At 49.2% G+C, this 2,165-nt stretch carries 1 protein-coding gene; it reads right to left on the bottom strand.

Features of this window, described 5'->3' with window-relative positions; all coding sequences use genetic code 11:
* Positions 1–582 precede the first annotated feature (582 nt).
* Entirely contained in the window at positions 583–2,046 is a 1,464-nt protein-coding gene (locus ACTNC3_RS11290; protein WP_441227488.1) for an IS110 family transposase, read from the bottom strand.
* Between the last annotated feature and the right edge of the window lie 119 nt (positions 2,047–2,165).

The raw sequence follows: 2,165 nt of genomic DNA, 5'->3' as shown, positions 1-2,165 counted from the left end.
CCTCCCTATTGTGTCAAGGGATTTTTCCCTATTAAATCAAGGTTTTTCAACCTCACGGTACTGAACGAATAAGAGCCAAAGGGTGTATTCCAGAGAAGGATTGGAGCATTCTGTCCAAAAGTTCGTACAGGAAATAAAGCGCCTTTACTTTTATAAAGGCCTTCTTATACCCTGAATGATCTATGAGGTGAACCTCCCGTGTCTATAGGGATCATCAGTGAGATACTCTGACGTCCACAACTTCCTTCGTCCCACCTGTCATACACCGGGTGCCGGCAAAGCTTAGATGCGGGGTCTATGCCCCATGGTAAAAACTTCCTGCCGGCTACAGCTCTTATCTGTTTGATACTGCTACCAGACCGGTTCGGATCGGACAACAGAGCTGTTTGATCAGCTGGCGCAATACTGCCGCCTGTCTTCCCCTACTGGTTTAGAACTCTGTCGGTTCCAGAGCCCTGCCAGGTCTCAGATCCTCATCCGGGATCTGGCAGGGTACTGGAACCATGATTGTACTGCACAGCCTTTACAGCGGATCAGCCCTATGCTCTCTCATTCGATCTGTTCCGCTATATACTGATATGTTCACGCTACAGCGGCTCCTTTCGTCTTGTTTTTCGCGTTCTCGGGTCTCACGATGTCCCCTAGCAGCTTTTGTGGATCATAGTCCACCCCCTTCGTTAGAATCACGTATATGACTCTCAGGAGTTTGCACGCAATTGCCATCAACGATTGCATCTTCTTGAGCGGATTCTCCTCTCTGGTTGTGTAGTACGTGTGCAGCTTGGCAAACTCACTGGAATGTGCCACTACGCTCCTGGCACCCATGTACAGCCAGTATCTGAGCCGCTTGCGCCCTCTATGGCTGATATGTGTCTCACCATTGTGCTTACCGGAGCTTTCAGAGACCATTCCCAGGCCGCTATACTTCTGGATCTCTTTCACACTGTCAAAGCGGATTAGATCGCCGATCTCAGACAGGATTCCGGAAATAATACGCTCTCCAAGTCCAGGAATCGCCGTAAGCTTTTCAACGTATTGGATTGATTTTGCCAGCTTCGCGATCTCGGCATCAATTTCATCAAGGCGTGCATCTTTATCCCGGATTGATCCTGCAAGGTACTGGATGGACATCCTGGCCTGAGCCTGCCCTTCCCTCAAGCCAACGCTATGTTTGGCCTTCTGAAGGAGCTCTGCAGCCTTACTGTATCCACCGCCACGCAGCTTCTCACTGTGCCAGAGAGCTCTGACCCCGTTTTCTCCGATTCTGACTATATCTTCAGGCAGAGGGGCTTTTACCAGGACTACTAGGCTGAACGTTTTATCAACTTCTTTGTAGATGCGCCTGTATTCCGGGAAGTATTTGTCCATTTCCTGGCAGAGCCTGTTAATGTCGCGGATCCTATCCTCCGAGACACGTTCACGGAAAAGCTCCAGCTCACGGAGTGAAGCATAGGTGCCTTCAGCGATGTACGGTATCGAATAATTGCCATTTTTGGCCAGCTCCGCGATTACTCCGGGGTCTTTGCGGTCGCTCTTGAGCTGGCTGTTGTCCTGGATCTCCTTCGTCGCTTTTACCGCATAAGGGTTGACCTGTACGACGGTTATGCCATGCGAAGTGCACCAGGCAGCAAAGCAAAACCAGTAATGGCCTGTAGGTTCCAGCGCCAGAACAATCTGCGTCTTATCGTTCTGCGCCGCGACTTTGACCATCCAGTCATGGGCAGCCTTAAAGCCTTCCTCGTCGTTTTCGAAGGGAAATGGCTTGTTTGTGAGAGCTCTACCCTGAGCATCAATAGCACGGATAAAGTGTTTAACGCTCCCGATATCGCAGCCGACGATCAATGAACCTGCTGTGATCAGATCGAGCTTCTCGTTATGCCTGAATTTATGTCCGACTTCAAGATCTTTCCAGGAGTGTGCCTGTAGTCCCTTGACGATCTCTTCGCATTTCTTGATGAATTCCGCTTGCTCTTCCTTTTCGCGTCTTCCTTCGCTTGCTGCAGTCTTAGATGTTTGCTTTTTTGATGTGTGTGCGTTACGATTCATGGTAGATACCTCTTGTACATTAGATTCTTATAACCGCCCGGGTTGATAAGTAGTATCAATGTACCGTGAGGTATCTTTTTATGTCAAACCCGATCTACTTTGAAGATTACAGGAAGCTT

The sequence above is a fragment of the Oribacterium sp. HCP3S3_B9 genome (assembly GCF_052064255.1).
In the GTDB taxonomy this organism is placed as follows: Bacteria; Bacillota; Clostridia; order Lachnospirales; family Lachnospiraceae; genus Oribacterium.
Note: the sequence above shows the minus strand (reverse complement) of the source record. Positions and strands in the feature narration are given on the sequence as shown.